Annotated in this window: 19 protein-coding genes and 4 tRNA genes; 11 read left to right on the forward strand and 12 right to left on the reverse strand. The window is 65.1% G+C overall.

What is annotated here, in order from left to right; genetic code table 11:
• Positions 1-708: 708 nt before the first annotated feature.
• Entirely contained in the window at positions 709-1860 is a 1152-nt protein-coding gene (locus tag IEX78_RS05120; RefSeq protein WP_188827623.1) for an FAD-dependent monooxygenase, read from the reverse strand.
• A gap of 206 nt (positions 1861-2066) precedes the next feature.
• Positions 2067-2579 (reverse strand): alpha/beta hydrolase, encoded by a 513-nt coding sequence (locus IEX78_RS05125; RefSeq protein WP_229683717.1) that lies wholly within the window; start codon positions 2577-2579, stop codon positions 2067-2069.
• Positions 2580-2736: 157 nt separating this feature from the next.
• Between IEX78_RS05125 and IEX78_RS05130 the strand changes: the two genes are divergently transcribed.
• Positions 2737-3309 carry a TetR/AcrR family transcriptional regulator gene (locus IEX78_RS05130; RefSeq protein WP_229683718.1) on the forward strand — a complete coding sequence of 191 codons (573 nt, stop codon included), beginning with the start codon at positions 2737-2739 and terminating at the stop codon, positions 3307-3309.
• 156 nt (positions 3310-3465) lie between these two features.
• Positions 3466-3741 (forward strand): hypothetical protein, encoded by a 276-nt coding sequence (locus IEX78_RS05135; protein ID WP_188827624.1) that lies wholly within the window; start codon positions 3466-3468, stop codon positions 3739-3741.
• Positions 3742-3992: 251 nt separating this feature from the next.
• Here IEX78_RS05135 and IEX78_RS05140 read toward each other — a convergent pair whose 3' ends face one another.
• The 6 genes from IEX78_RS05140 to IEX78_RS05160 all read right to left on the reverse strand — a co-directional run bounded on the left by IEX78_RS05140 (position 3993) and on the right by IEX78_RS05160 (position 8537).
• Complete coding sequence (locus tag IEX78_RS05140; protein ID WP_188827625.1) at positions 3993-4322, reverse strand: transcriptional regulator; 330 nt, start codon at positions 4320-4322, stop codon at positions 3993-3995.
• Positions 4323-4596: 274 nt separating this feature from the next.
• Positions 4597-5769 (reverse strand): 3-hydroxy-9,10-secoandrosta-1,3,5(10)-triene-9,17-dione monooxygenase oxygenase subunit, encoded by a 1173-nt coding sequence (hsaA, locus tag IEX78_RS05145; RefSeq protein WP_188827626.1) that lies wholly within the window; start codon positions 5767-5769, stop codon positions 4597-4599.
• 211 nt (positions 5770-5980) lie between these two features.
• Entirely contained in the window at positions 5981-6220 is a 240-nt protein-coding gene (locus IEX78_RS24880) for a hypothetical protein (protein WP_505806207.1), read from the reverse strand.
• 209 nt (positions 6221-6429) lie between these two features.
• Positions 6430-7614 (reverse strand): NAD(P)-binding protein, encoded by a 1185-nt coding sequence (locus IEX78_RS05150; protein WP_188827627.1) that lies wholly within the window; start codon positions 7612-7614, stop codon positions 6430-6432.
• Entirely contained in the window at positions 7611-8261 is a 651-nt protein-coding gene (locus IEX78_RS05155) for a TetR/AcrR family transcriptional regulator (protein WP_188827628.1), read from the reverse strand. The genes IEX78_RS05150 and IEX78_RS05155 overlap by 4 nt, the downstream gene beginning before the upstream one ends.
• 204 nt (positions 8262-8465) lie before the next feature.
• Positions 8466-8537, reverse strand: a tRNA-Val gene (locus IEX78_RS05160).
• Between the two features lie 432 nt (positions 8538-8969).
• Here IEX78_RS05160 and IEX78_RS05165 point away from each other — a divergent pair.
• The 6 genes from IEX78_RS05165 to IEX78_RS05190 all read left to right on the forward strand — a co-directional run bounded on the left by IEX78_RS05165 (position 8970) and on the right by IEX78_RS05190 (position 11903).
• A tRNA-Gly gene (locus IEX78_RS05165) sits at positions 8970-9041 on the forward strand.
• 47 nt (positions 9042-9088) lie between these two features.
• Positions 9089-9159: transfer RNA gene (locus IEX78_RS05170), tRNA-Cys, on the forward strand.
• A 1-nt stretch (position 9160) separates the two neighbouring features.
• Positions 9161-9235, forward strand: a tRNA-Val gene (locus IEX78_RS05175).
• Between the two features lie 93 nt (positions 9236-9328).
• Positions 9329-9520 carry a hypothetical protein gene (locus tag IEX78_RS05180; protein WP_188827629.1) on the forward strand — a complete coding sequence of 64 codons (192 nt, stop codon included), beginning with the start codon at positions 9329-9331 and terminating at the stop codon, positions 9518-9520.
• Positions 9521-9634: 114 nt separating this feature from the next.
• Positions 9635-10708, forward strand: coding sequence for a phospho-N-acetylmuramoyl-pentapeptide-transferase (mraY, locus tag IEX78_RS05185; protein WP_188827630.1), 1074 nt, complete (start codon positions 9635-9637; stop codon positions 10706-10708).
• Positions 10709-10745: 37 nt separating this feature from the next.
• Entirely contained in the window at positions 10746-11903 is a 1158-nt protein-coding gene (locus IEX78_RS05190; RefSeq protein ID WP_188827631.1) for a hypothetical protein, read from the forward strand.
• Here the strand turns inward: IEX78_RS05190 and IEX78_RS05195 are convergent.
• Positions 11893-12846: a hypothetical protein gene (locus tag IEX78_RS05195; RefSeq protein ID WP_229683719.1), complete on the reverse strand. Its 954-nt coding sequence runs from the start codon at positions 12844-12846 to the stop codon at positions 11893-11895. The genes IEX78_RS05190 and IEX78_RS05195 overlap by 11 nt on opposite strands.
• Positions 12847-13240: 394 nt before the next feature.
• Here IEX78_RS05195 and IEX78_RS05200 point away from each other — a divergent pair, with 394 nt between their 5' ends.
• Positions 13241-16000, forward strand: coding sequence for a hypothetical protein (locus tag IEX78_RS05200; RefSeq protein ID WP_188827632.1), 2760 nt, complete (start codon positions 13241-13243; stop codon positions 15998-16000).
• A gap of 410 nt (positions 16001-16410) precedes the next feature.
• Here IEX78_RS05200 and IEX78_RS05205 read toward each other — a convergent pair whose 3' ends face one another.
• Together IEX78_RS05205 and IEX78_RS05210 are read right to left on the reverse strand one after the other, a co-directional pair.
• Entirely contained in the window at positions 16411-17337 is a 927-nt protein-coding gene (locus IEX78_RS05205) for a LysR family transcriptional regulator (RefSeq protein WP_188827633.1), read from the reverse strand.
• Between the two features lie 58 nt (positions 17338-17395).
• On the reverse strand, positions 17396-18907 hold the full coding sequence (locus IEX78_RS05210; protein ID WP_188827634.1) for a flavin-containing monooxygenase: 1512 nt from the start codon (positions 18905-18907) through the stop codon (positions 17396-17398).
• Between the two features lie 52 nt (positions 18908-18959).
• Between IEX78_RS05210 and IEX78_RS05215 the strand changes: the two genes are divergently transcribed.
• Positions 18960-19499, forward strand: coding sequence for a GNAT family N-acetyltransferase (locus tag IEX78_RS05215; RefSeq protein ID WP_229683720.1), 540 nt, complete (start codon positions 18960-18962; stop codon positions 19497-19499).
• On the opposite strand, the gene zapE is transcribed toward IEX78_RS05215, so the two are convergent.
• Positions 19496-20512, reverse strand: coding sequence for a cell division protein ZapE (zapE, locus tag IEX78_RS05220; RefSeq protein WP_188827636.1), 1017 nt, complete (start codon positions 20510-20512; stop codon positions 19496-19498). The two genes, IEX78_RS05215 and zapE, sit on opposite strands and share 4 nt — an antisense overlap.
• A gap of 35 nt (positions 20513-20547) precedes the next feature.
• Between zapE and IEX78_RS05225 the strand changes: the two genes are divergently transcribed.
• Complete coding sequence (locus tag IEX78_RS05225) at positions 20548-21309, forward strand: pyrimidine reductase family protein (RefSeq protein WP_188827637.1); 762 nt, start codon at positions 20548-20550, stop codon at positions 21307-21309.
• Positions 21310-21314 lie beyond the last annotated feature (5 nt).

Raw genomic sequence — 21314 nt, forward strand, 5'->3', positions numbered from 1 at the left:
CGCCCTACGCACGCATTGACAAGATCATCAGGCTCTCCGGGATTTTCCTTCTCGACGTTTGTTTACCTGAGAGCCTGATGATCGCTCGTCCAACTTCTCGCGGCCCGATCCAGTCCCAAAACCGGACCGCACCTGCGTAGATAGCGAACCCACATCCGAAACCACAAGTTAGCCAATGTGCTACTCTCGCAGTACAAGTCAGGCCCCACGGGAGGTTGCAACTCCCATGAGGCCCTGGGCGGAGACTGATACAGGCAGTCCGATCGCCGTAGGCGCAGCCTACCGCATTCGGCTATTCAGCCACCTTCCCCCTTGCCGCGCTGCGACCGTCGTGTCCCACGGTTGGGCTGCCTCACTGGCAGTGCCGTCGCCCGTTAGAGGGGCCACCGCACCTATTTCCGATGAGGTGGAGTCGCGCGTAAAGGCGGACTCGGAGCGCTCCCGCGTTGTTGCGGGACTCACCGTCGGACAGCATCCGGGTTCCCCGCGCACCGCGTCCAACGGCAGGACTCTGCCCAACGTACCCAGTCCCGAGGACCGGCCGAGTAATACCCGGCGTCCTGTGCGAACCGAACCGACCGAAGCGACCGACCGACCGGCGGAAAATCCCCAAAGCTTCAGGGGCGCACCCAGTACCGCGGTACTGGGGTACCCGTGCCCTCCCTACGCTCCCTCGCTCCCAGCGGTAGGCGAAACCCGCTGGGCAAGCTAGTCCCGGTCATAGTCGCGCAACTCAACGCCGTTCAGAGCGCGGTCGACTAAATCGGCGAACCACTCCCCTGCGAAGTCGACGTCAGCGTCGCGACTCCGCGTGTGCAACCGGCCAATCTCCTGGTTCGCCTCAACGCACGGACGCATCCGCTGCTCATAGGCCGCGAAGCCGACGTTCGGGTCCCAATTCGCGGCGGCCAGTTCGCCAGCCAGCACATACGCGCCGATCAACGCCAAGCTGGTGCCCTGTCCCGACATCGGCGACGAGCTGAATGCCGCGTCGCCGAGCAGCGCCACTCGTCCATTCGACCAGCGGTCCATCACCACCTGGGCGACCTGGTCAAGGTAGAAGTCGGGCGCGTCGTCAAGGTGTGCGAGGAGGTCTGCGGTCAACCAGCCAAGGCCCGCCAATTGCTCACGGAGCAAACGTTTTTGGGCGGCGATGTCGCGGTAGTCGATGTCGAGATCCGACGACTCGAACGACAGCACCGCCATCGCCTTGGACGCATCGGGCACCGGACGCAAACCAGCCGATCGGCCAGCGTCGACAAAGTCGAGCAGCCAGCCGTCAATACCAAACTCGTTGGGGACGGTGTAGAACGCGAGCATGCGACCGAGGTGGCGGACGAACTGCTCGTGCGGGCCAAACACCTTGGCGCGCAATGCCGAATGCAATCCGTCAGCGCCGATCACCAGATCGAAGCGTCGCTCAGCACCGCTCGCGAAAACCACGTCGACACCGTCAGCGTCTTGAACAAGGTCGACGATGTGGTCGCCGAAGATGTACTCCACGTTGTCGCGTGTGTGGTCGTAAAGGACGCGGGAAAAGTCGCCGCGCAGAATTTCGATCTCGGCGATAAAGCCGTCGCCCTCATTATCTTCGACGCGGTAAGTCTCAAGAATGTTGCCGTCCGCGTCGACATTGTGCCCGCCAAGGGTTCGCGTGCACGCCGCGCGCACCGCGTCGTCAATGCCCATGCGCCGGATCACCTCTTTGGCGATGCCGCGCGCGTCAACAGCCTGCCCGCCGGGGCGCAGTTCGGGCGCACGTTCAACGACGGTGACCTCGGCCCCGCGCCGATGCAACCAGTGCGCGAGCGCCGGTCCTGCGATACTCGCCCCTGCCACCAAAACCCTGGTACTGCTCACCGCTCGCCTCCCACTGATGTAAACCCAGACCGATGCGGTGTAGACGACGGACGGCCGCCGAATTCATCGGTTACGGATTTCCGCACGCTGCTCGGCCAGAATAAGGCTGCTGAAGCGATCCGGGTCAGCGAGCGGGAGGTAGTGGCCTGCGCCCGGGACCACGGTCAATCGACCGGCTCTGCACGCCCGCATGAAGCGACCTTCGTTTATCCGGAAATGATCGCGACGGCCGTTGATAACGAAACCGGGCCGGAGTATGCGGCGAGCGCCGAGAGCGGATCGAATTGGCTGAGTTCGACGACAACGTCCGGGATTACCTCGGTCGCGATGCCTGCGGCGCTGATCGCGGTTGCCACCTGCGGCGGAAGTATCGCGTCGAAAAGGCGTGCGCTGGCTCGGTCGCCACCGTCGGATCGCATTGACAGAACCCGATGCATCACCGAGAACGGGAGCGTGCGGGCTCGGGTCGGCACGCAGGTTGAACCTGCTACGACGAGCCCGGCAACCTTGTCGGGGGCCTTAGCTGCTGTCGCGATGCTCACGTATCCACCGAGGGAGTGGCCGACGACTAGCGCTTGACCACCAACAGAATCTATTGCGGTGCCGACTGTTTCGATTGCCCCGTCGAGCGTAAACCGTTCCCCGCGACGCTTTCCATGCCCCGGCAGGTCGACCGCGACTACCGCCCGATCCTCGCTGATGCGATCGACGACAGCCACGAAGGCCGCACCGCTCAACCTGATTCCGTGAACGAGAACTACCGGCCGATGGTTTGACATCGCGAACCCCTCCTTGCGAATTGCAACGCAACGTTGCGTTGCATTCAACGTAGCTCAGGTGGGAATGCAACGCAACGTTGCGTTGTAGGGTGGAAGCGTGCCCGACTCCCCCGCCGCAGGCCCGCGCAAAGCTGAAACGATCTACCTGACCGCCATCGACCTTCTCGCCGATTCGGGCTATGACGAGCTGACAATGGAGGCGGTCGCCCAGCGGTCGGGGGTGAACAAAACGACGCTGTACCGCTGGTGGCCTTCCAAAGACGCGCTCCTGGCCGCCGCGCTAACGGCCGCCGCGCCGCTGCAGATTTCTATCCCCGACACCGGCTCGTTCCGTGGTGATCTCACGGCTCTCGCTGGCGAGATCGCCCGGCTGCTGACCGCCGATGAGACTGCGGCGATCGCGGCGGCGGTGCTGTCGGCGTCGGCATCGCGCCCCGCACTGGCCGCCGCTGGTCACCAATTCTTCAGCGAGCGACTTGAGCGTGAGCGAGTGATTTTCGACCGGGCAATTGCGCGCGGGGAGGTTTCCGCCGATATCGATCCTGGTGTGGTGATCGATTTGTTAGCGGGGGCATTGTGGGCACGTTTAGTGTTGCGCGGGTTGGCAATTGACCCGCGCTACATCGACGCCATCGTCGACGTCGTCGCTTGTGGAACGCGGTGCGAGTGATCCATGGGACCGAAGCAACTATTCGTGCGAGCAAATAGTTTCGCGTGGGCTATAACCATTATTGCCGCACTGGCAATCTCCGGATGCTCAAGCGGGTTGCGCGAAAACACCGCTCTCTCAAGGCAATTGGCCGAACTCCGCGCCCATGGAGGAGTCGTGCAGCTTGCTGAGATCACCAAGCGTGGATGGGACCGAGTCTATATTTCTCAACACCCGGTGAGCCGCGAGTACGTCGAAAAACAAGTGGGGACCGCCGTTGAAATGGAGGAGACGTTCACTAGTCGCGGGAATGTTCTGGTCTTCCTCAAGGGCAACGAAGTGATCGACTCGACCTACGTCAGTCCAGACTTGCTTCCGCCCGGAATGTACACGGCCGCCGTGCGGATAACAGGGAAGGGCTACCCAGAACTGCTTGAGGTTAGTAACGGCTAGAGCCGATACTTGCCGAACGAGAAACTCGTTGGACAGTGTGAGACCAAGGAGTTTGGCTGCCCGGCCGGATCACACAGAGGTCGCGTGGCCGCGACGGTACCGGCCTGGTGCCATGCCGATCTCCCGCGAGAAAGCGAATTCCGAGGTGCCCATTCCATGCAAGGCGACCGCGTGACCGCCTCCCAGCACAAATCCCCGGTTGCCAATTGTATGGAGAGCGGTGCGGACCAGGTCAAGCTGGCGATCGTCCACTAGGCGCCCGCGCGCAGCTGCGGGAATTGCTTTTCCCACAATGCGCGAACCTGCCGCGCCGGGCGCATTTGCGCCCAAATCGCGGCGAGGAGCCGACCGCTGATGAGTTCACGCAAATGACGGTCGGTCCCCTCCTCCAGGACAATCTTGTACGCGGCAGTGCGGTCGTACGAGTCATCCAAATCGAACTCAGTACGTCCGCCCCAAGCGAGTTCCGTCGGCAGACGCAGGACCCCATGCTCCGGGCCGTGTAGATCCGCCAAGGAGCTAACGACCTCATAGGGCCTGACCTCGGCAAAGCTAAATGGCGCGGCTCGGTGATCCGACATGCGACTAGTCTGCCTGACGGATTGGCCGTACGTAAACTGCTGCGTTGCGCGCAGGGTGCGACAACGAAATGCCTCGATCCGGGAAGATCGGGGCCGGGTGTAGACCCAGTTGGTTTCAATCGGCGGGAGTCATATCTCGAACCTAGGCCTTAGCCTTGCAGAATCCTCCCTGACAGGGTCTCACGTCGGTCGATCAACGCATCGCCACCAACTGTCAACCTGCGCGAACCACCGACCGAACTAGGGTTGTACGAACCTTCATTGTCTTGGCCTGCTAGTACATTCCGTTTCCATCGAAGATCTCGAACTCGCTGGCACCGTACATCTGGTACGACCGCTCAGGATCGTTAGAGGCGTGGAGGCGGCCAGCATGCGCATCACGCCAGAACCGTTGCAGCGAGGCACCCCGAAACATCACGCGGGCGCCCGAACTGTCCATCATCTTGTCAATAGCTGCGACCGCCCGCTGCGTGCCGTGGACCTGGTCACGGCGGACCCGCAGTCGCAACTCCAGAGGAATCGCCTCGCCCTGTTGCGCAAACTCCCACTCCTGCCGAATGTTATCGGTGAGCTGTAGCCACGCGGCGTCGATTTCACTCGCAACCTCGGCGACGCGCACGGACGTGAACGGGTCGTCCTTGGCTTTCTCGCCAGCGTATGCCGCGCGGACGCGCTGCCCTTGATGCTCAAGATAGGCATCGTATGCGCCAGTCGCCATCCCGATAATCGGCGCGGCGATCACGGAAGGGTGGATCGACCCGAACGGCATCCGATAAAGCGGTCCCGGGTTGACGGCTTGACCAGGAACCTGACATTTGGCGGTGTGCCGGAAGCTCAATGCTCTGTGCTCCGGCACGAAGACATCTTTTACGACGATGTCATTCGAACCGGTACCGCGAAGGCCGAAAGTGTCCCAGGTGTCCACAATGCTGTAGTCACTAATCGGAACCAGGTAGGTGCAGAGGTCTACAGGCTCGCCGTCCTTCATGACCGGGCCGCCGAGCAGCGCCCACGTGCAGTGGTCGCTGCCGGAAGAAAAGCTCCACCTCCCGGAAAGCTTGTATCCGCCCTCAACAACCTCAGACTTTCCCATCGGTGCGTACGACGAGGAGATCAGCACATTCTGATCCACGCCCCACACCTCCTGCTGAGCCGCGTCGTCGAACAGTGCAAGGTTCCACGGGTGCACGCCGAGGATGCCAGCGACCCACCCCGTCGAACCACATGCCGATGCGATCTTCTTGACCGCGGTGTAGAAGGCAACGGGGTGCGCCTCATGTCCTCCATAGCGCTTCGGCTGTAACAGCTTGAAGAACCCGGTGTCGGCGAGCGCTTTCACTGAGGCCTCGGGCACACGACGGAGGTCTTCTGCTTCCTCGGCGCGTTCCCGCAGCGTGGGGAGAAGTTCTTCGACCGCTGACAGAACCTGCTCGACGCTATGACTCATTGACTACCTCTCCTGCTGTTCAATTGACAGCCCAAGAATAGAACGTGTTCTCATTCATGTCGATGTTCTTCCGGCTCTACTCCAATACATGCAGGCAAACACCGATACTCCAGCCAATGTGGCAACCCAGATTGAGTTAGAACACGTTTCATACGTCGACGTGATGGTCAAGCGGCCGGGTGCGGAACTTCCGCGCTTAACGGCTCCGCGACTAGACGACCCGTGGCTCGTGACTACGACGGAGTTCCTCGCGCTGGCTGACGGCCTGGGCGAACGCCGCCCAGTTCTGCGAATGCCTCCGGGCCAGCTCTACAATCGCCGGGGCGCAGTGCGAGGGCAGAGCGTCGACCATACAGACCCACGAGCCTGGATCCTGAGGTAGACCGCCGAGCATGCGCAGCACCCGTCGACCGATTTCGGTGAACCGCATCCACGGGTCGGCTTGAAGCATCCGGACGACCCGTTCGGCATCAGCCGCACCGGGGCGATCGGCCGGCGACACTACCCGCGCCTCAAGACCCAGCGCACGCCGCTGCGATCGAGGGGTTGAGCAAATCTTTCACGTCCTGACCAGCCCGGCGCGTGGTGTTCGGAAAACGACCGTTTTCCGAACACCCAACCGCGACGGCTAGAACCGGGGATCCGGTTGCCAGACGTGGCCTAGGCGGGTTCCGTACTCGACCAGGCGCCGGAGTCCTTCCGTACCGCGGCGACTGCCGACCTGGCGGCGGTGAGGGCGCTGTTGATCGAGATCTCACCGCGCATCCCCGGCGCCGCGACCATGTCGCCAGCCAGGTAAACCCCGTCGCCACGGACGATGGCAGGCCGGTCACGCCAGGTGGTGCCCGGCAGGTCGAGCGCGCCGGTACGACCCTTCGCGGTCGAGGTGCGGCGGAAGGTGTTGCGGGAGCGCCAGTCCGGGATGGTCGCATCGGCGAAACGCTCAAGGCGCCGGTGCGCGTCCTCGCGCGATTCGTTGTCGCGTACCGGCATCTGCAGTTGGAACAGGGATTCGCCCGCGGGAGCGATCGTGTCGTCTTGGGCGGTATAGCACTCGTGGAAGCCGCCCTCGTCCAGGTCGAAGCACAGGAAACGATCGCGGCGGTCCTTCCGCACGCCAAGGTCGAGTAGTGCGGTGAAACCGCCGGTGCCATGCAGGGAGTCGTCGCCTAGGAGGCGGCGTGCGGAATCGAGATCGGTGGCGACGATGACCGGGCCGTCGGTCGGCAACGCGTCCACACGCGAACCGGTCTCGATGACGACACCGAGTTCTGTTGCCCGCGAGATCATCCGATCGATCACCTGCTGCCACCCGCCACGAACCCACCGGACGCCGGGGACATTCGGGCCAAGTACGCGCTGGAAGAGATCCCAGACGTAGGCGGCCGAGAGCCTGCCCGTGTGCGCGTCGTAGGTGACCACGCTGATCGCGTTGGCGACCTGGATGGCGGTGCGTTCGCCCCACCGGTCGGCGGCCCACGTGTGGAAGTCAACGTCGACCGGTGCCTGCAGCCGCTTGCGTGACTGGGCGCGCAGCATCCCGAGCGGCGGCACGTGCCGGACCCGGTCGCCGACCCGGAAGCCCACCTTCATCGCGTCGGCGATGCCCGGCCAACCGAGCCCGGCCACGAAGCCGCGCTCCTTCAGCCAGGTGTAGTGCGGGCCGTCGGCGTAGAAGACATGCGCGCCCTCGTGGGCGACATGCGGGGGCGAGGTTGCCCGCCCGCGCCCGCCCAGCGTCTGGTGTGCCTCGTGCAGCAGCACCGGCACGCCGGTTTCGGCAACGGCGATCGCGGCAGTCAGGCCTGCCAGTCCGCCCCCGACCACGGTGATGGTTGTGTTCATCCTCGGTCCTCTCCCTCGGTACCCGCCCAGTCCAGCCGGGCGGCGATCATCTCTGCGATGGCTCGCAGATAGCGGTCTTCGTCGACATTGGCCGGATGACCGCCGTCGAAAATGTCGCCCATGATCCAGAAGTGGGCGAGGGCGCCGACGAGTACGGCGGCGGTGGCGTCCCAGTCCTGGTCGAGCACGCGGTCACCGGCGAGCTCAGCCAGTCCACGGGTGACCGCCGACATCACCACCGCGTACTCCCGCTGCTGGAACACTTCGAGCAGGTTGGCGGGAATAGAGTTGTCCCGCAACAGGATTCGGGTCACATCACGGTCATGGTCGAGGCGATCCAGGCCGATCCGGCACAGCGCGATGATCATGTCGACGGTGGATCCCCCGGCGGAGAACAAGCCCAGCGCGGCAGCGAGGTCGAACTCCGGCGACAGAAACTGATCCCACTCGGCTCGATCTTCGAGCCGAGTCGCCACGGCCTGCACCAGCAGTTCGTTCTTGGATTTGAAGTGCCGATACAGCGCCCCCGACCCGCCCGACAGCCCAGCCGCCTGTTCGATCTGGGCGACCGAGGTTTTGGCAAAGCCCTGCTCCCCGAACAGGCGCAAGGCCTCGGTCATGATCCGGTCGCGCGATGTAGGCGCCACGTCACCTCCAGGAAAGTAACTACTTACTTACATCATGACCGAGGCTGTGACGAGGCGCAAGACCCCGTTAGATCGCCAGCAGGGTGAGGACACCGTAGATACTTCCCAGCGCCACGCCGACGAGGCCTCGGCCCGATGGCTCCTTGGTCGGAACGAAAAACGCCCAGGTCGTTGCCGGGATGGCGGTGACCTGGGCGTTGAGTGTGGTCCCAGCTGGTTTCGAACCAGCGACCTTCCGCGTGTGAGGCGGACGCTCTCCCGCTGAGCTATGGGACCGGGATTAGCCGAGTGGCGCATGCCGCTCGAACGAGATGGAACATTAGCATGACGCACCCGGTGGGTACCAAATCGCCAGCCTGGGCGGGTAAATCAGTGGCGCGGCGTGGTCCGCGACAGATTCGACCCAAGGCGGTCGAGCCAAGGGCGACGATTCGCGCGCCCGTCCGCAACCAACCGCGATGCTCGCGCACGCAACGCAAGATCAGCCCGCGCCGCCGATCTCGGCGACTGCGACGACGACGAAAAGCGGAATCGGGCGGGCAACCGTGGTGCCGCGCACCTAGAAGCGTGCGATGCAATCGCGATTTACCCCCATCTACCAGGCGATTTGTAGTCTGCCGCAAACGTCGGCTAATGTTCTCATCGCACCACGGAGAGCAGCTAGCCCAGCCGGAAACGAGCTGAGCGAGTTACTCCCGGAAGTGTAATGCGGATGTAGCGCAGTGGTAGCGCATCACCTTGCCAAGGTGAGGGTCGCGGGTTCAAATCCCGTCATCCGCTCGAGAGGTAGGTTAGGCAGCAGTTTGAAAGCCCATCCTCCTTTGTACGGTGGAGTGGCCGAGTGGTGAGGCAACGGCCTGCAAAGCCGTGCACACGGGTTCGATTCCCGTCTCCACCTCGCGCGATTAGCTCAGCGGGAGAGCGCTTCCCTGACACGGAAGAGGTCACTGGTTCAATCCCAGTATCGCGCACCACCGTAGCAAGTTTGGCCCCCTTTCGAGGGGGCCAAACTTGTTTCTGCGCCCTTTCACATGAACCCCACCATCATCAGGAACCGAGGTCAGCGCGTGAGCCTGGCAAAACATTGCGATCGTGACGGCTGCGATTCTTGGCAGCACATTGACGCCGAGCCCTCCGACTGGGCCGAACTGCACTTCGTCGACGATGTTCGGCACTTCTGCTCGATCGACTGCGTCATGAACTGGGCCGCGGCGAACAGCCAGCCCAGCGAGACGATCGTCGTTACCGACCCCCACTAGGGTCCCCACTGCCGCGTCACCTCGCCTACACTCGCCTGCGGCGTCGCCGGGCTTGCGCGAGACCGCGCGGATTCGGCGGGTCAACGCTCCATTCGCCAGCGCTCAGGGGACCCGATGAGGCAGATTCTGTTGTCGGCGGCGATCGCGCTTTTGGTGACGATCACGCTGACCCCGGTGTTAATCCGGGTTTTCGCTCGACGCGGGTTCGGTCAGGAAATCCGGGTCGACGGGCCCGCGACACACCACACCAAACGCGGCACCCCAACCATGGGTGGGCTGGCGATCGGCGCTGGCGTGTGGGCCGGGTATCTCGGCGCGCATCTGCTCGGACCGCTGTGGGGTGCGCCGGGACCGAGCGCGTCGGGCATTCTGATCCTCCTGCTGGCGTCGGCGTTGGGGCTCGTCGGGTTCCTCGACGACTCCATCAAGCTGCGCAAACACCGCAACCTCGGGCTCACCGCCGCCGGTAAATATCTTGGGCAGATCGCGGCTGCGGTCGTTTTCGCGGTGCTCATCCTGCGTTTTCCCGGCGCGACAGGGCTCACGCCGGGCAGCCGCAACCTCTCGTACGTGCGCGATATTCCGACGATCACGTTCGGTTCGCTGTTCTTCGTCGCGTTCATCTGTCTGCTTGTTGTCGCCTGGTCGAACGCGGTGAACATCACCGACGGACTCGACGGGCTCGCCGCCGGGTCGATGGGCTGCACGCTCGGCGCGTACGTGATCATCACGTTCTGGCAGTACGACCATTCCTGCGAACTCAACCCGGGCCGCGCCTGCTACACCGTGCGCGACCCGCTCGACGTGGCGATGGTGTGCGCGGCGGGGGCGGCGGCGTGCGTTGGGTTCCTGTGGTGGAACGCCGCGCCCGCGAAGATCTTCATGGGCGACACCGGTTCGCTCGGTCTTGGCGGCCTGCTGGCTGGGGTGTCGATCACCTCGCATACCGAATTGCTCGCGGTGGTGCTCGGCGCGCTGTTCGTCGCCGAGATCATGTCGGTGGTGCTGCAGATCGTGGTTTTCCGCACCACGCACACGCGACTATTTCGGATGGCGCCGTTCCATCACCATTTCGAACTCAATGATTGGCCCGAAACGGCGGTCATTATTCGGTTTTGGATGTTGGCTGGCATCGCGGCAGCGAGTGGGCTCGGATTGTTCTACAGCGACTACCTGACGGCGCTCTAACCGCGAATTCTCGCGTGCCCCAGCTAGGCTCATGGCGATGAACGCCACGCCAGCTCCGGGCTATGACATCGCGCGCGATGTGAGCTTCGAACTTGAGGAACTCGACGACCTCGTCGGCGAACTGCTTGTCGACCATGCCGAGCGGGCCCCTCGTGATGCGCGAATTGTCGCGCTGCGCTTGGGGATTGGGGGCCAGCGGCCGCAGACGTTAAGTCGTATTGGCGCTGGGTATGACCTCGCGCGCGACCGGGTGCGCCAGCTTTATACGAAAGCCGTTGGGCGCGTTGTGATCGAGGCTGCGGCGTCGCGGTTGCCGATTCGGACGGTGTTCGCTGGGCGCTATCCGATCGACCTGGGTGACAACCGACTTGTCGCCGCGCTGCTTGCCGAAACCTATGCCACTGACACCGATCTCGTTGCGACGGAGTGGTCGTATCTCAAATTGCGACTAGCCGGGCACTCCCCCACCGACGCGAAACGTGTTGCGGGATATGTGATGCAGCGAATCTTGGGGTGGCAGAAGAAGACCGCGAGCATTTTGGGCAAGTTGCATCCGGCTGATGATCCGGGCGACTTCACGGCATTGCTTGACGGCATTGAGTGGTCGCCGGGTCCTGTTGCAGCACTGCCGCATTCGTCGGCACGGGTGCTCGACGGGGATGACGACGGGCGTGGGCGGTTCTATCTCGCGAAGGTCGGGCGCCAGGTTTGCTACGACTCGGCGATGACCGCGCGACTGTTGCGCATGCTCGACGGTGCCGCGAATGTTGTTGCGTTCCAGGAGGAGCCGACCGCGCTCACCTACGACTTCGGTGGGATTGAGCAGGTGCATTACCCGAGCGTGGTGGCGGGATTCGCCGACGGGCGAGTGGCGCTGATCGACGTGCTTCCGTTGGGGCGCATCGCATTTCATCACACCCGCGTGCAACGCAGCCTGGGGCGCGCGTTCGCCGCCGAGCGCGGGTGGGGGTATCTGGCGTGGACGGGGAGTTCGCTGGATGAGCATCGGCTTGTTGGGCGACCCGACGTCGCGCGACTTGCCACGACGCTGGGTCAAACCCGCTGGAGCCGAGGGGATTTGGCGCGGGAGTGCGCCGAGACCGGGCTGCTCGACCTTGCCGGTCTCGTGTTACGTGACGAAGCGACACGACGACTCGACCGGCTGCCGATTCGACTGAGCACCGTTAACGCGTAACGATCGCTCCCACCACAACAGTGAGCACAAGCAGCATCGCGCAGCAGGTGAGCCACTGCCACTGGTTGATCGCCCGGTCCATGCGCGCGACCGTGGCCCGCAATCCCATCGCAATGCGTTGCTGCGCAAGCAGTTCACTGCGCACGCCCGCCATCGTGATGGCGTCGGCATCGGCGTTGACACCCGCGCGGTCGATGCGATTATGCAAGCGCGACACCGTTTTCTGCTTATCGCGGACCGCCTGACGCGCAACGGCCAACTCGACGCGCTGATCGCGCAGCTCGCGTCGTTGGTGCTCGATCATCGCGGCCTGCGCCGAAGTGTGCCGTTCCCAGGTGCCCACGTGCGCCCAGCCTCCGTTCGTCATATCTAGCTGCGCCCACTCGATGTCGCCGGCGACCCAGCCGTCGAGGAACGTGCGCAACTCAGTGTTATCGGTAATCGGTGCGGCGAAATCGAATTCGCCAGGGGCGACCATGCCCTGTTCGATGCGGTAGTCGAGCCCGGTCGGAGCGAAATCGGCGATGCCTACTGCAGGGACGAGAGGCACCCAGTATCCGGCGGGGCAGATCCAGAGCACGTCGGTGATGCCAGCGGCTTCCAGGCGTTCGCGGTGTGCGCGGGCGGCGGTGATGTCGAGGGCGGCGCTGTGCAGTTCGATGACGCAGCGGCGGTTGCCTTTGCGCCAGAACACGTCGACATTGATGCCTTTGACGGTGGCGTCGACCGTTGCCTCTTCCGCACCCGCCGCGGTGAGGCGACCGGTGAGCCAATGTTGCAGGCGTTGGGTATTCCATTGCGCCGCTGAGCATTCCGCGCAACCACAGCCGTTGTCGGGACGTTCGGAACTGAGGCGTCGACTGCCCTCGGAAATACCAAGTTCATCGAGCAACGCCCGCCGTCCGCACACCACCTGGGTGTCGCTTCGCCGCTTTGTTCTCACGCCCACACTCCCTCATCGGGGACTTGACGTGTGCCGCGCGCACACGCCCTGTCTCCAGGTTCTCCCACTCGCGAAAACGCCGCCAGCCCCCTTGACCCGCGCTCGGGTGCGGCTTAGTGGGGAGAAGGCCTCGTGATCGTAATCACAATGACGATTGTACTTGTATATCAAGCCCTTTCGTTGCGTGCGCGGCGCGACGGCGGGGTCATATCTTCACCATTTCGCAACACTGACCGGGCCTGTTGCGTGTCCGTTTTCTCCGCTTTTTTGGGCGATTCGCGAACTTCGTCGCACCCTAGCCCGGAGAGCGCGAAGTCACCCTGAGTGACACCGGTGGATATGATCGCACCGGCCGAGGCGGACACGCTCGCCGACCACGGGAAGTAGGGTGTGCATGAAGGACGCGGAGCACGACGAAACCATCGGGTCGATGCTTGCTGGCATCGCCGCGACGCTGCGTGAGGTCAGCGACAAGCTCGATGCGGTCGCCGCGCGCGTCACCCAGGAACTCACGCCGACGCTCGGCGACGAGTCCATGCCCGATCGCACCCGTATTCATCGGCTTGAGTCGTGGGCTTTCCATGCGTCACAGGACATTTCGCGACTAGGTGCGCGATTGGATGCGCTTGACGGGGCCGATGGTGCTGCGGTGCGGCCGCGCGGGGGTGCGAGTCGTCGGGAGGTGAGGGAGGCAGCTGAGCGGGCTGCTGCTCTCGCGGAATTCGCTGGGACGCAAGAGGATTCGAGTGCTACCCCCGCTAAGCCGCCGCTTGAGCGTCGGCGGGCTACGCACGATCAGCTTGGCGACCCGCTGCCGTTGTCGGCCGTGCCGGTGCCGCGGGTGTTTGGTGGGGATGATGCGGGATTCGCGGAGCCCGCTTCGATTGGCAGCATTTTGAGGGGCTGGGGAGCAGGGGTTGATGCTGGGCGGGCGCGGAGGTCGACGGGGGCTGCGGAGGAACACGGTGTTGGCGGGGTTGGTGCTGGTCAGTCGCCGAGACCTTCGGGGGTGTCCGAGGAGCACGGTGTCGGCGGAACTGACGCTGGCCAGTCGCGGAGGACGTCGGGGACTCCAGAGAAACACGGTGTCGGCGGGGGTCATGAGGGATCGCGGCGGTCGTTCGTGGGCGGGGGCGACGAAGGGGCGACGCGGCCTCGGATTGGGGTGGTGAAGAAGAACGGGCGCTTCGTTGACGTCGCGGATGCGGAAGGTGAGGTCGCGGTCGCGCGGAGTGGGCCGCGTTTCGACGGGGCGACGGGTCGCGCGCTTGAGCCTGAGGTTGCGCCGACGCAGGGGTACACGCCGCCGTCGGGCGGGCTGATTGTGGGAGTTGGGGCTGTCGCGGCGGCTTTTGATGCTGCTGATGAGGGTGTGGGGCATGCGTCCGCGCGGAGTGGGCGCACTGGCGTCGCCGATGTTGCGACAGATGCGAGTGCCGGGACCGTGTCTGCACGGAGTGGGCGGCTCAGCGTCGCCGATGTTGCGACCGATGAAGGTTCCGGGCCCGCGTCTGCGCGGAACTGGCGGCCCAGTGGTGCCGACTCCGCGACAGATGAAGGTGCAGGGCCCGTTTCTTCACGGAGTGGGCGGCCCAGCGCGGCCGATGCCGCGACAGATCAGGATGCGGAGCCTGCGGCCGCGAGGGGTGGGCGACCAAGGGCTGCCGACGCCGCGACGTCCCGCACGGTCGGTAGTGCTGCGGACGAGCGCGGGGACGGTGGGCATCGGCATCGCGTTGATGACGCTCACTCGGTGAGCGAGGCGCCGGTGGCGAGTGCGGGTGTGCGGTTGGACCGGCCGGGGGTGAGTGATGGGGCGAATGCGGGACCCGAGGTTGCCGACTCGCCTGCCGCTGCGTGGACCGCACAAGACGGGACGACGGGACGTACTGTCGCGACTACAGGTCCCGGGTCTGCGACTGGATCCGCATCGAGTGCGGTGCCTGGCCCGAGCGTTGACGCTACGGCTACTCGGACTGGGGAAGCCCAGCGCGCTGTTGCGACGTCGCTCAGTCCCGAGCAGGACGCCGGGCCCGCGATCCGCGAATGGGAAGCAGGCGGCGACATGGCTGTCTTCGCCGCGGGCGACTCCGGCAACGACGAGCAGGTGCCGGGGCCGAATCCGCGGCTTACGCAGTCGCCTGCGGTCGGAGCTGAATCGGCAAGTGGCAGTGCGGATTCCGCGAACGCTGGCGAGGTTCCTGAGCGGGCGCGGCCGGTTTCGCGGAGTGCTGAAAGTGCGAGTCGATTCACCTCGCCGCCCGCATCCAGTGGGATTGGGTTGTCTGGCAACGGGTTTGGGAGCAACAACGGCGGGGTGCGGTTCGCGGATACCAGTGGGCGGCCACCGAGTGGGTCGACCTATTCGCGGTCGGTGAGTGGGCTCACCTCCCCCGCGACCGACGGGCTCGCGAGTTCGTTCCGCGCTAACGACAGTTTTGGGCCGCCAGTACCGCCGTCGTCGAGTTCGTCCGGGATGTTTGGGCCTGCGGTGGGCGGCGAGACGCGCGGGGACAGCCCGTTTGGTGGCGGGGTCGCGGACAACAATGTGCCGAACGGTGCGGTGATCGGCGGACTGGGCTGGTCGTACGCCAGCGACGCGCCGGAACGTTCGGACGTGGCGAATACCGACAGCACGCTGAGCGCACCGAGCGGCCCTCACTCCGATGAGCAGCGTGGTGCAACCTCGTTCCCCAACGCGCCTGCCGGTAGCTCGCGTGCGTCCGCGGAAGATTCCAACGTAGGTGAGCGGCAAGAGCAGCGGGGCGACTCGTTGTTTGGCGGGTTCACTCGGCGCGATCAACTCACTGCGGAGCGGATTCCCGCCAGCGCCGCTCCGCCAGAAAGCGCACCTCCTCGCCTCTCCGTCCCCTCAACTAACAACGCGCACAAGGAAACTCAGCCCGTTCACCCCGGTTTCGATGACCCAACCATGCCCGCGAGCCGCGCGATCACCGATTCCATCGGCTCGTTCCCCATCCCGCCGACCGACGTCGACGAGGCAGGCATGACGGTCACCGGCACCTACCGCGCCTTCGACCTGGAACGTGCAGCCCACGTCGACAAGCTGCAGGCAATGCTCAACGAACTGAAGCGATCGACGGGCATCGAATCACGAAGCAACAGCGACGTTTTCGGGCCGCCAACGCCATAAGCGAGCAACGCCCCAGCTGAGGCGGACCCAGGTGCTGCACCTCGGTATCCGCTGCCCGGTGTGATGCGCAGGGTTCGTCCAGGCGTGTGCCCGCCAGTCAAACGGGGTGCGAATTACGGAGCAGCCGTGACCTTTTCGGCCCGCCAACGCCGTAAGCCAGCAACGCCCCAACGTCAGGCGGACCCAGGTGCTGCACCTCGGCATCCGCTGCCCGTTGCGATGCGCAGGGTTCGCCCAGGCGTGTGCGCCCGCCAGTCAACGGGGGCACATTGCGAAGCGCCCGTGGCCTTTTCGGGCCGACGCACGCCGTAAGCGACAACGGCCGCACGCGAGGCAGGACGGTCCAGACGCTGCGCCTCGGCATTCTCCGACTGTGCGGCGTGCCAGGTCGCCCACGCTTGCGCGCCGACTCAAACCAAAGCTGCGGGGACCGGGGTCGCGGCCGGGTGGTCGCGCAGAACTTCCGCGATCAGGTCGCGTAGTAAACGGTGGCCGCTGTCGGCCGTGTTGCGCGGGTGCCATGCCATCGCGACCACCGGGGCCGGTAATGGGAGCGGGATTTCGAACATTCCTAAACCCAGTGAACTCCGCGCCGAGCGGGACAGGAATTCTGGTGCGGGACAGATCAATTCGGTGTCGCGTACCGCGAACAGGGCCGTCGGCAAGTCCGGGGCCGTTGCCACTACCCGGCGCGTGCGGCCGAGCAGGGCAAGGCGGTCGTCGATCGGGCCGCGCGGGTGGCCGGTTGCCGAGACCTCAAGGTGGGGTGCCGACGCGTACGCCGCCACGGTCGGGCGGCCAGCGACGAACGGGTGGTCGGCAGCCGCGATGCCGATCCAGCGATCTGTCACCAGCCGGGTCACCACGGTTTCCGGGTCGGTGTGGTTGATCATGCCGACCTCAACGTCAACGCGACCGTCGCGCAAACCGACGGCCGCGTCGGCGCGGTCGGCGGCAAGCAGTCGCACGGTTACGCCCGGCAACTCGGCGCGCACCGCGGCGAGCAGCGGGCCCGACAAGGCAGGGGCAACCGCGTCAGCGACCCGCACGGTGAATTCGCGCGTGCGAAGCGGGGTCGCGGCACGCGAGGTCAGCAGTTCACGTCCCTGCTCAACCAATGTCGCGACGGTGTGGCGCAATTCGAGTGCGCGCGGCGTGGGGACGAGCGTGCGACCCGACCGCACAAGCAGCGGGTCGCCAAGGACGGTCCGCAACCTGGTCAGCGTGCGGCTCATCGCCGACGTCGAGGTGCGCAAGCGCCGTGCCGCCTCGGTGACGCTGTTGGTGTCGAGCAAGGCGTCGAGCGCGAGCAACAGGTTCAGGTCGAGGGCATCCACGCGAGGATTATCACCGTGGTCGACGCCGTGACCTCGAACTTCGTGCGGCCGTGTCGGATCAGCCGCGGTCACTGGTCATCAGCGGACGCGCCGCGTCGCCAGTGCCGACCGGTCCGCGCAGCACGCCACGGTACGCACTCGCCCGCAGCGGCAACACCCACTGCCGCAGCCGCGCGCGCAACGGCAACTTCGTCCCCAAGTCGCGCAACAACGTATCGAGGTAAGCCAGCGTGAACGGCGCGACAGACGCTCCGTGCAGGTGCCCTTCGGCGGGCACGTTCGCGCGCGACCAGGCGAGGCGCTCGTCAATTTCAGCGGACATGTCGTCGACGCTCGGCGTGCGGACCTTGCCGGTGAGCAGCCCCGCGATCCAATGCGCGCTGACCTCGGCGGTGAGGAAATCGGCAGCCGACGAGTTGTAGCCGACGAAGCTCAGGTTCGCGACGCCGACGGGCAACAGGTGCCGGTAGAGCCGGAAGTCGCCGTTGTCGTCGGTGAGCGCGCGACGGACGAACGGGGTGAGGAACGGGACGGCCTGGCGGTAGCCGGTCGCGCAGACGACGATCTCGGCCAGTTTGAGGCTGCCATCGGACAGTCGCACGGCAGGACCGTGCCTGCCGCCGATCAGTTCGACGATCTCGGTGTCGCGATGCACGGCGATGCGCCCGGCTTCGATTTGGGCGGTGAACCCCTCGGTCGCCAGGTGCACGCCCGCGCCAGCGGAGTCGCCGAGCCGGCCAGCGGGGATGAGGTTGAGGTCGCGCAGTTTTTCGCGACGGATCACCCGCTCCTGCATCAAGTCGAGGTTGGCTTCGCTAAATCGGAACCAGTTCAGCAGGCGTTCGGGGCGGCTCGGTTGCCGCGACGCCAGGTGCGCCTCGCCGAGCCTGGTGAGCACGAGCTGTTCGTGGTCGACCCCAAAACCGAAGCGGCGCGGCAACTTCCACGGCAATGACGTGGCGACAATGCTGGTTTCGTCGGCAAGGTGGCTGACCGCCTCGGCGAAATCGCACGCGTCGCTGCCCGCGCCGACAACGACGACCGACCGGTCACGCACCCTGTCGACGTCGGGGAAGCGCGACACGTGATGCAGTCGACCGCCCGCCGCTTCGAAGGCGGCTTGGCCTTCGAACTCCGGCATGAGCGGGTCGCTTGCGATGCCGTTGGCGACGATGAGGTGGTCGCACGAGGTGTGATGTCCGCCGGTTTCGTCGCGAATCTCAAGAAGCCAGCCGCTGTCGACGGGGTCGGCGGCGATGACTTCGGTGTTCAGGCGCAGCTTCGGGCCGAGACCGAATTCCTGGACGTAACCGGCGAGGTAAGCCTGCATCTGCTGGCCGTCGGGGACGCTTGGGTAATCCTCGGGCATCGGGTGGTCACTGAACGCGTCGGTGACCTTGCGCGTGACCGAGCGCAAACCCGGGTATCGCCTGGTCGCGCTCCAACCACCGCCCACGTCCGGTGTCTTGTCGAAAACCTCGACTTCGAACCCGGCCTGGGACAACACCTTGGCGCAGGCCAAGCCCGCCACTCCCGCACCGACGATCCCGATGCGGCTACCGCTCGTCATGGGGTCAGAGAATACCCGGCGTGTGCGTGGCCCGACATGCTGTACTCGAACGGTGACTAACCGAAGCACTGTTGTCGAGCTGGCTGAGCCAGCCGACGCGGCGGCATTGAGCGTGCTCGCCGCAGCCACGTTCCCTCTCGCCTGTCCCCCGCACGCCACGGCGGCCGACATCGCGGCGTTCATCGCCGACGTGCTGTCGAAGGAGCGGTTCGTCGACTACCTCGCCGACGCGAATCGCACGGTCTTGAAAGCGGTGATCGACGGCGACATCGTCGGCTACGCGCTGCTCGTCGCCACGCGCCCGACCGACCCGGATGTGCTCGCGGCGATTGCCGATGGGCCGGTTGTCGAGCTGAGCAAGCTCTACGTCGCCGAAGATCACCACGGCAACGGCATCGCCGACGACCTCATGAACGCGGCGGTCGCGGTCGCGCGGGATCGCGGCGCGCCCGCGCTGTGGCTTGGCGTGAATAACGAGAACGCGCGGGCGCAGCGCTTCTACGGCAAGCAGGGTTTTGTACGGGTCGGTACAAAAACCTTCACCGTAGGAGCGCAGCTACACCACGATTTCGTGCTGCAACGCGAGCTTTAAACAGCCGCTTCGAAGCGAGAAAGGGCGAGTAACCGCGAGATCGCGCGCAGGTACTTCTTGCGGTAGCCGCCGTCGAGCATTTCGGTGGAGAAAATCTCGTCGAGCTTCGCGCCCGACACCGTGACCGGGATGCCAGCGTCGTACAACCGGTCGGCGAGCACGACGATGCGCAGCGCGACGGCCTGGTCGAAGACGGTGTGGACGCCGTCGATGTAGACCGACGAGATGCCGTTGATGAGCGCGCCGTACTTCGACGGGTGCAGCGTGCTCAGGTGCTTGAGCAGGTCGTCGAAGTTGTCGAGGGTGGCGCCGGCAGTCGCGGTGGCGCGTTCGACAAGCTCGTCCGACGACGTCGGCTCGGGCGCGGGCGGCAGGTCGCGGTGACGGTAGTCGGGACCGTCGACGCGCACCGGGTTGAAGATCGAGCCAAGCTTCTTGATTTCGCGCAGGAAGTCCTGGGCGGCAAAGCGGCCTTCGCCAAGCTGGCTCGGCAGCGTGTTCGACGTGGCGGCGATGGAAACGCCCGCCGCCGACAGCTCGGTGAGCAGACGCGAAACCATCGTGGTGTCGCCCGGATCGTCGAGCTCGAATTCGTCGATGCACAGCAGGCTGTTGGCCGACAGTCGCTCGACGGCGTTCACGAAGCCGAGCGCGCCGACGAGGTTGGTGAGCTCGCCGAAGGTGCCGAACGACTTCGGCGCGGGCGCGCTGTGGAAGATCGAGGCAAGCAGGTGGGTCTTGCCGACGCCGAAGCCGCCGTCGAGGTACAGGCCAGCACCCTGGGCGGTCTTCTTCTTGCCGAAGAGCCCTTTTTTGTTGTTGCCCTTGAAGATTCGATTGACCTGATCGGCGAAGTCGGCGGCGGTGCGCACGGCAGCGGCCTGGCTCGGTTCAGCCGGATCGGGGATGTAGGAGGCGAAGCTCACTTCGTCGAACATGGGCGGCGGGACCATCTGCGCGACGAGTTGGTCGGCAGGGACCTCCGGATGGCGGTCGACGAGGCGTTGCAGCATAGTCCGAGCTTACGGACGTGGTTGCATGGATACCTATGCAGCGTATCCACAATGTGACCCAGCTCGCAGACGTTGATGACGACGAACTGGCGAGGAGCTACGCCTATCCGCGCCAACTGGAACGACCGTGGGTGCGCGGCAATTTCGTCGCCAGCATTGACGGGGCGTTCACCGTCGACGGGGTGTCCGGCGTGTTGGGCGGACCCGCCGACAAGAAGGTGTTCGCGTTGCTGCGCGCGCTCGCCGAGGTGATCGTCGTTGGCGCGGGCACTGTGCGGGCCGAAAACTACGGCGGCGCGCACCCCGACCGCGCGCTCCGGCAGCGGTTCTACCAGCAAGGAATCGGCGGTTCCGAAGATGGCGCGCCGCCGCCGATCGCGGTGGTGACCGCGCACGCGTCGCTCGACCCCACCGCGCGACTGTTCACGAACGCCGAAACGCCGCCGATCATCATCACCACCCGACAGGCACCGGCCGACCGGATCGAAGCGCTCAAAAACGCGGGCGCGGACGTGGTGATCGCGGGCGAAGCGACGATCATGGGCGCTGCCCTGCTCAAAGTGCTCAGCGAGCGAGGACTCAACCGGGTGCTCTGTGAAGGCGGACCGACGCTGCTCGGCCAGTTGGCCGAAGCGGATTTGGTCGACGAACTGTGTTTGACAACCGCCCCGGTGCTGGTCGGGGGCACGGGCGGGCGAATCACGCTGTCGTCGCGCCAGTTCGACACCCCGATGGCACGCAAGCACCTGCTGCTCGCCGACGACGGGACCATCCTCGCCCGCTGGGCCCGTCGATGAAAGCG

Origin of the sequence: Nocardia camponoti (genome assembly GCF_014646135.1) — a bacterium.
GTDB lineage: Bacteria > Actinomycetota > Actinomycetes > Mycobacteriales > Mycobacteriaceae > Nocardia > Nocardia camponoti.